Source organism: Rhodoblastus sp. (assembly GCF_052145335.1).
Lineage (GTDB): Bacteria > Pseudomonadota > Alphaproteobacteria > Rhizobiales > Beijerinckiaceae > Rhodoblastus.
In genome coordinates, this window is sequence record NZ_JBKQOU010000217.1 from 1 (window position 1) to 7,521 (window position 7,521).

The following is a 7,521-nucleotide window of genomic DNA, read 5'->3' on the forward strand; positions in this document are numbered from 1 at the left end:
GCCTTCACCAGGGCGAACATCAGCGAGGTGTCGAGCATGCTGGTCTCGTCGATGACGAGAAGATCGCAATCGAGTTGGTTCTCGGCGTTGCGTTTGAACCCGCCATTCTTGGGATCGGTTTCGAGCAGCCGGTGAATGGTCTTGGCTTCGATGCCGGTCTGCTCGGCCATGCGCTTGGCGGCGCGGCCGGTCGGCGCCGCCAGCAGGATCTTTGTCCCCTTGGCGAGGACGATGCGCAGGATGGCGTCGAGCAGCGTCGTTTTGCCGACGCCGGGGCCGCCCGTGACCACGGCCGTCTTGGACCGGAGGACCATCGCGACCGCGGCGCGCTGAGACGCCGCCAGCGTCTTGCCGGTCTTTTTCTCAACCCATGGAACAGCCTTGTCGGCGTTGATCGTGGGCCATGGCGGCTCGCCCCGCCCCAACGCAAGTAGGCGTTCGGCGACGCCGCGCTCGGCGAGATACAGCCCCGGCAGGAAGACGCAGGATCGCCCCTCGATCGTGTCCGCCATGACCTCGCCGCCGGCAAGCTCATGGGCAAGGGCGGCGTCGACGACGCCGGCGTCGACTTCGAGCAGCGTCGTCGCCAGCTTGATCAGGTCCGCCGCAGGCAGACCGCAATGGCCCTCGTCGGTGGCTTCCTGCAACGCGAAGGAGACGCCGGCCCGCACCCTTTGCGGCGCCTCCCGCGTCATGCCGAGCTTCATCGCGATGGCGTCGGCGGTGCGAAACCCGATGCCCCGGATGTCGCGCGCGAGCCGATAAGGGTCCTCGGTCATCACCTGGATTGCGTCGTGTCCATAAGTCTTGAAGATGCGGACCGCCCGCGACGTCCCCACGCCGTTGGAGTGCAGGAAGAGCATGATGTCGCGGATGGCCTTTTGCTCGGCCCACCCGGCGGCGATTTTTCCGGCGCGGAATTCGCCTATGCCCGAGACATCCCTCAGCTTCTCGGGGTTTGCCTCGATGATTTCGAACGTCGCCGCGCCGAATACCGCGATGATCCGCTCCGCGAGCTTCGGGCCTATGCCGCGCACCATGCCGGAGCCGAGGTATTTCTCAATCCCCTCGGCCGTCGTCGGCGGCGTGGTCTTGAGGAAATCCGCCTTGAATTGCAGTCCGTGCGTTCGATCGGTGATCCAGACGCCGACGGCGTGGACGAATTCGCCCGCCGAGATCGATGCGGCGTGGCCGACGACTGGCACAAGGTCGCGCCGCCCCCGAGCCTTCACTTTCAGGACGGCGAAACAGCTGTCCTCATTGTGGAACGTCACCCGCTCGACCGAGCCGACGAGCGTGTCTTTGGGTGGCGTTGCATCGAAGGAAGGCTTCAACGGAGCGAACCAAAATCGGGGCGACTAGCGATCATGCTATCACGGTCCGCCGGCCGTCGCCCACATTTGGGTATTCGCGGCGCAATTGGACACGCCGGGCGCACGGGCAAGTTAAGTGAGCAAAGAGGGATTGGGCATCAGTTACAGGCTTTCGCCTTTGTCTTGGGCCGGCTGGAGTCGGCTCGAAGCCGTCCTTCCCGTTTCATCCGCGACCGTCTCTCATTGACCCAAGGCGGAATTTGCGGCTCGAAGCCGTGATAGAGAGGTTCCGGTGAAAAGCCGTCATAGCGGCCTCGGCTGATTGTGACCCAAGGTGCCTCCCGCCAGCGTCGCTTGATCTCGGCGTAGTAGGTTGAAACGTCTTTGCTTCCCACCAAAAAATACCGCCGCTTCAGAGCTGCTGCATTTGTGATTTCTCGGAATGATTGCGATCAAAGGGCTGAGGAAGGCGCAGTCCGCGTCTCGATTTGGTTGTATCCCATGACCTTGTAGATCACGGCCGAAGCGACCCAGCTCAGGACGAAAATGCCGATGATTCCGTAACCGAGCAGACCGAAATTGTCGTTGAGAGCGCTGATGGATGTCCAAAATGCTCGTTCGAGCTTGAAGGAATCGTCGATCAACACGGCGACCACGACAGAAATCGCGGTGATCGTGAGGTTGTAATAAAGCTTGCGGATCGGCTTCATGAAGGCCCAGCCATAGACGCCGAGCATCAAGACGCTTTATCGGCTCCGGCGGCATCAATTGCCGCAATGCGGGCGTGGTCTGCTTACGGCCCGGAGGCGGCAAGGGCGACGGGGATCGCCGACGCTCATTGTCGTATTCGGGCGTGTCGTCGGTCAACGTTTGCTGGCCGCGTCCTGCATACGATCCCGCAACTTCCGGATCTTTTGGTTCAGGTCTATCATCTCCGGCGCCGAGAACCCTGAATGCTTCAACAGAGCATCGGTCAGGCATCCAGTTTTGACATGAAGGTTACGGCCTTTCACGGTTAGGTGAACCTCCACTAGCCGCTCGTCCGCTGCGCTTCGATGCCGGCCGAGGAAACCTGCCGCCTCCAGTCTCTTGACCGCGGGCGTGATGGTGCTGGGCTCAAGACCCAGCCGATCGGCAATCGCGGAGATCGTCAGGCCGTCCATTTCCCAAAGTGTGCTCAGCACCAGATACTGCGTGTAGGTCACGCCCAATGCATCGAGCATCGGCTTGTAGACCCGATTGATGGCGATCGAAGCGGAATAGATCGAAAAGCAGAGCTGACTGTCCAGCGGCAGGGTGAACGCGTCGGGCATAGCGGTCTCCAAAAGGGTGCAGCATAATAAATATCGCAATAAATGATATCGCGATAAAAAATTTCTTTACAAAGAAATTCGGGGCGCGTATGCGATTGTTATCGCGATAATGATTAGCGCGAAATCAACACCGAAGGAGAGCTGAAAATGATCAAGACCCTCATCGCCACTGCCGCTGTCGCCCTTTCCGCGAGCGCGCTCACGCCGGTTCATGCCGCCCCCGTCGCCAAGAACATCGTGCTCGTTCACGGCGGCTTTGTCGACGGTTCGGGCTGGCAGGGCGTCTACGAGATTCTCAAGAAGGACGGCTATAACGTCACCATCGTCCAGAATCCGACCGCTTCGCTTCCTGACGACGTGGCTGTCACCAAGCGCGCGATCGCGCAGCAGGATGGACCGGTTGTCCTGGTCGGGCATTCCTATGGTGGCGTGGTGGTCTCCGAAGCCGGAACCGACGAGAAGGTGAAGGCTGTCGTCTACATCGCCGCTTTCGCGCCGGACGAGGGTGAGTCCGTTTCCACCTTGATCGCCAATCCGCCGGCCGGCGCGCCTGTTCCGCCGATTCTGCCCCCGGTGAACGGCTTCCTGTTCCTTGACAAGGCCAAATTCGCCGCCGCCTTCGCGGCCGATGTCGATCCCAAGACTGCAGCCTTCATGGCCGATTCCCAAGTGCCGTGGGGTGTGGAAGCACTGGCCGGCGCCGTTACCGTGCCGGCCTGGAAGGAAAAGCCAAGCTACTATCTGGTTACCTCCGACGACTGCATGATTCCCCCGGCGGCTCAGCGCATGATGGCAAAGCGTGCTGGCGCGACGGTCGTTGAGACCGCCGGAAGCCACGCAGTCTATGTTTCAAAGCCTGAGGCTGTCGCGGCATTGATCGAGCGGGCGGCCAAAGCGAAGTAAACAGGTATGGCGTTCAAGCCACCTCCGTCGCGGCATTTCAGGAAGGGGTGGGCTCAGCGAGCCCGCCCCATTGGCTAAGAAACAGAATTCGCGCAAGCGGGACGCCTGTTCCGGCCTCCCTCCATTTTCCGTCATTCGAGCCCTTTTATCGAAGCCAGGTAATCGACGATCTTTTCCTGGTCCACCGGGCTTATCGGCGCCTTGTAGGCCCGGACCATTTTCTTGACGACCTCCTCCCAGCATTCCTTGGAGAGGGATGGCTGGTTCATGACGTGGTCTGCGGAATGGCAGGCCACGCAATTGTTGGTAATCGCCTCCACGCCCAGGCCATCGGGGAAATTCGCGTCGCCGAAGGGAAGATCCACCTCAGGCGGCGTCACGAGTTTTTGTGGCGCCTGGGCCGTAGCGCCCGACGCCATCGCAAGGTCGGTCCAGATGAGAAAAGTGAGAAGCCGTCTGCTCATGGACTGATCTCCTCAAGCGGCGCGGACAGCGGTGGATTCGATCGTGTTGCCCATGTAGCCCCCCGGGTTCCAGACCGGCCTGGCCGGCTGCCGCTCGCCATCGGCGTTGGTGCAGCGAACCATGAGGACATGCGCGCCCGGCGCCGTCAGCGCGAAATCGGCTTGCCATTGCCGAAAACTGTATTTGCCCTGGTCCTCGCCAAGGCGCGCGGGACTCCAGCTGGCGCCGCCATCGGCCGAGAAGTCGACGCCTTTCACGCCCTTGTCGCCGCCAAAGGCGACGCCGCGCGCTAGCTGCGGCGCGCCGAGCGGCACAGCGTCGCCCGGACCGATGTTCGTGATGAAGGAGCGCGGCACATTGCGCGTGACCGGGATCAGGTCGAGGTTTTTTTCGCCTGGTTCGACCGTGTAATTCGGCTTGTTTGGAACGCGGTAGGCGGTCGTCGTCCAATAATTCAGGTCGGGCCCGTCGAGCACCTCGAAGTCGTTCAGCGCCTTGATCCAATAGACGGCGCACCATCCTGGCACGATCAGTTTGATCGGAAAACCGTTCAACATCGGAATCTGCTGGCAGTTCATTGCGAAGGCGATCATGACCTCGCCGTCCCGGGAGTGATCGATGTCGATAGATTTCATGAATTTCGGAGCGTCGGGGAGGATCGGTTCGTCGAGACCGCCGAAACGCACCATCCTGGCGCCGGGCTTGACGCCGGCGCGATCGAGCACGTCCTTGAGGCGCACGCCGGTCCAGCGCGCATTGCTCATCGACCCGTTCGCCCATTGCGCCCCGGCCACGCGCGGCTCGAAATAGATCCGCGAATTCCCCGCGCACTGGCTGACGGCGGCAAGCTCCACCCTCGGCATGCCACGCAGCAGATCATTCAGGGACAGGGAGATCTCGTTGTTGACGCTGCCCCGGACGCGGAGCGCGTATTTGTCGACGTCGACGGCCGTCGGAAAGGTCGCCCAATGCCAGCTGACGAAATGCTGGTCGTTCGGTGTGAAGACGCCTTTGTCGAAGACGTCGAACGGCGTCTCCAGCCACGGGGGACGCGTCCGCTGCAAGATCATCCGCCCTTTTTCGGGATAGGCCGTCGTGAATGGCCGCACGCCGGAGCCGCCCCTCGCGCGCAGGTCGATCGTTTCCGCCCGAGCTGGTTTCGAAAGCAGCCCCAGACCTCCTGCCAGGCTGCCCAGAGCGGCGGCGCCGAGAAAACGACGACGCGTCGCGTCGTCCAAGTGAAAGTCATATCCCATAGCGATCTCCCTCATCAGGGGTCATGCGGAACCGTCGTGTATGACCGCAAATGACTCAATTCAGCCAGCCCTGAAGCCCCAGCGTCGCCGCGGCGAGCCAGACCTCCAGATGCGCGAGCTGTCGAGCGCGGCGGGCCTGACGGGTCCCGCGCCTGCGCCTGTCCAGTCGATGGCGTGCGCGATTTCGTCCATGTCTTCGGGCGTCAGCTCCAGCGTCGCCGCGGCGAGCCAGCCCTCCACCTGCGCCGGGCTGCGCGCGCCGACAATGGCGCCGCTCACGCCGGGCCAGGCCAAAGTCCAGGCGATCGCCGCCGCCGCGACAGACACGCCATGGCGCTCCGCCACCGGTCCGAACGCATCGACAAGCGCAAGGTTGCGCTCCAGCGCCTCGCCCTTGAAATCCGCATTGCGCGAACGCCAGTCGTCGGCTGGCAGCGCAGCGGCGCGCTCAGCCGAAAAGCGCCCGGACAGCAGCCCCGACTGCATCGGGCTGTAGACGATCACGCCCGTTCCATGCGCGCGACACCACGGCAACAGCTCCGCTCCCGTTTCGCGCCTGATCGCCGAAAAGGGCGGCTGCAGCGTATCGACATGGCCGATGCGCTCGGCGGCTTCGAGTTGCGCGACATTGTGGTTGGACAGGCCCACCGCGCGCACCTTGCCCTCCTGCTTGAGGTCGAGCAGCGTCCGCCAATACTCCTCGATCGGCGTTCCGTCCTCCGCCGGCCAATGCATCTGGTAGAGGTCGATGCGCTCCACCCCTGCCCGACGGGGCTTTCACGAATCTCTATGCCACCCGCTCGCAGCTCGAAATGATCATCAACGACCCGCGCGTGCAGGGCGTGGCGCTGACCGGCTCGGAGGATGCGGGGTCCGTCGTCGCCGCTCAGGCCGGCAAGGCGCTGAAGAAGTCCACGATGGAGCTCGGCGGCGCAGACGCCTTCGTGGTGCTCGCGGACGCCGATCTCGAAAAAACCACGAAATGGGCTGTCTTCGGGCGCCATTGGAACGGCGGTCAGGTCTGCTGCTCGTCCAAGCGCATGATTGTCGTGGACGAGGTCTACGATGCATTCCTCTCTCGCTACCGCAAGGGTGTCGCCGGACTCGTCGCGCGCGACCCGTTCGACCCGTCCACGACCCTCGCACCGCTCTCCTCGCAGGCGGCGGCCGATAACCTCAAGGACCTGATCCACCAGGCGGTGGCCCGCGGCGCGAGGGCCGAGGAGGTCGGGCCGCCCGTGCCCAATCAGGGCGCCTTCGTGCAACCGACGATCCTGACGGACGTCGGCGAGGACAATCCTGCCCGCTACTGGGAGTTCTTCGGACCGGTCTCGATGCTGTTCCGCGCGAAGAACGAGGATGACGCGGTGAGGATCGCCAACGACTCGCCGTTCGGTCTCGGCGGCTCGGTGTTCACGTCCGATCCGGCGCACGGAGCAGAAGTGGCAAAGAAGATTTCCACCGGTATGGTGTTCGTCAACCATCCGACCAAAGTCGAGGCGGATCTGCTCTTCGGCGGCGTCCGTCATTCCGGCTACGGCCGCGAGCTGCTCGGGCTCGGCATCAATGAGTTCGTCAATCACAAGCTCATAGACGTCGTCGATATCGACACTCACTTCTGAGCATGATCTGAAGTCCGGCTTGAGAGGAGCGAGTCGTCATACTTGAACACGAGAGCCCCGAGAACCGATCCACCGTGCCGTACTCGAGAACCCGCCATGTCGGCGACAACCATCGTCAAATCTGCTAAAGTCATCGGTCACGCTGAATATGCGACGGAAGCCGTTCAGCGCGCGGCTGCGGCGCGGCCGCAACAGGGGCTGGCGCTCGAGACGATAAATATTTCCCGCGCCGTCGGCGACAGGATGCTGGTGCGCGACATCAGCATTCAAGTGCAGCCTGGCGAGGTCGTGGCGATCGTGGGTCCGAGCGGAGCGGGCAAGTCGTCTTTCCTGCGGCTGATTAACCGTCTCGACGAGCCGACCGGCGGCGTCGTGCGCCTTAACGGTCAGGACTACCGTGAGTTGGCGCCGCGAGAGTTGCGTCGCCGCGTCGGCATGGTCATGCAGGCCGCCTATCTTTTCCCCGGGACGGTGGCGACGAACGTGGCGTTCGGGCCGCTGCAGAGATCGTCACCCATAATACCGCGCAGGCTCACCGTATCGCCGACCGCACGATGATCTTGGAAGCCGGCAGGCTGATCGCGATCGGCCCCACCAAGGAGGTGCTGAATGATCGCTGAGCTCCTGAAAAACCTGAACAACGACATCG

At 62.8% G+C, this 7,521-nt stretch carries 8 protein-coding genes and 1 pseudogene; 3 read left to right on the forward strand and 6 right to left on the reverse strand.

Features of this window, described 5'->3' with window-relative positions; translation table 11 throughout:
* The 3 genes from ACLP2E_RS13645 to ACLP2E_RS13655 form a co-directional block, all read right to left on the reverse strand.
* On the reverse strand, positions 1–1,334 hold a 1,334-nt coding region (locus ACLP2E_RS13645; RefSeq protein WP_442466259.1), incomplete at its 3' end, for a helix-hairpin-helix domain-containing protein.
* A gap of 431 nt (positions 1,335–1,765) precedes the next feature.
* Positions 1,766–2,050: a HoxN/HupN/NixA family nickel/cobalt transporter gene (locus tag ACLP2E_RS13650; protein ID WP_442466260.1), complete on the reverse strand. Its 285-nt coding sequence runs from the start codon at positions 2,048–2,050 to the stop codon at positions 1,766–1,768.
* 126 nt (positions 2,051–2,176) lie between these two features.
* Positions 2,177–2,626 carry a MarR family winged helix-turn-helix transcriptional regulator gene (locus ACLP2E_RS13655; RefSeq protein ID WP_442466261.1) on the reverse strand — a complete coding sequence of 150 codons (450 nt, stop codon included), beginning with the start codon at positions 2,624–2,626 and terminating at the stop codon, positions 2,177–2,179.
* A 147-nt stretch (positions 2,627–2,773) separates the two neighbouring features.
* Here ACLP2E_RS13655 and ACLP2E_RS13660 point away from each other — a divergent pair, with 147 nt between their 5' ends.
* Positions 2,774–3,529 carry an alpha/beta fold hydrolase gene (locus ACLP2E_RS13660; protein WP_442466262.1) on the forward strand — a complete coding sequence of 252 codons (756 nt, stop codon included), beginning with the start codon at positions 2,774–2,776 and terminating at the stop codon, positions 3,527–3,529.
* A 131-nt stretch (positions 3,530–3,660) separates the two neighbouring features.
* On the opposite strand, the gene ACLP2E_RS13665 is transcribed toward ACLP2E_RS13660, so the two are convergent.
* From ACLP2E_RS13665 to ACLP2E_RS13675, 3 genes are read right to left on the reverse strand one after another with little or no spacing between them, the layout of a single operon-like run.
* On the reverse strand, positions 3,661–3,993 hold the full coding sequence (locus tag ACLP2E_RS13665) for a cytochrome c (RefSeq protein WP_442466263.1): 333 nt from the start codon (positions 3,991–3,993) through the stop codon (positions 3,661–3,663).
* Positions 3,994–4,005: 12 nt separating this feature from the next.
* Positions 4,006–5,250 (reverse strand): molybdopterin-dependent oxidoreductase, encoded by a 1,245-nt coding sequence (locus tag ACLP2E_RS13670; protein ID WP_442466264.1) that lies wholly within the window; start codon positions 5,248–5,250, stop codon positions 4,006–4,008.
* 60 nt (positions 5,251–5,310) lie between these two features.
* On the reverse strand, positions 5,311–6,009 hold the full coding sequence (locus tag ACLP2E_RS13675) for an aldo/keto reductase (RefSeq protein WP_442466265.1): 699 nt from the start codon (positions 6,007–6,009) through the stop codon (positions 5,311–5,313).
* Positions 6,010–6,011: 2 nt separating this feature from the next.
* Here ACLP2E_RS13675 and ACLP2E_RS13680 point away from each other — a divergent pair.
* Positions 6,012–6,872 (forward strand): annotated as a pseudogene (locus ACLP2E_RS13680) (aldehyde dehydrogenase family protein); the annotation flags it as partial.
* Between the two features lie 96 nt (positions 6,873–6,968).
* Positions 6,969–7,430: an ATP-binding cassette domain-containing protein gene (locus ACLP2E_RS13685; protein ID WP_442466266.1), complete on the forward strand. Its 462-nt coding sequence runs from the start codon at positions 6,969–6,971 to the stop codon at positions 7,428–7,430.
* The last annotated feature ends 91 nt before the right edge of the window (positions 7,431–7,521 follow it).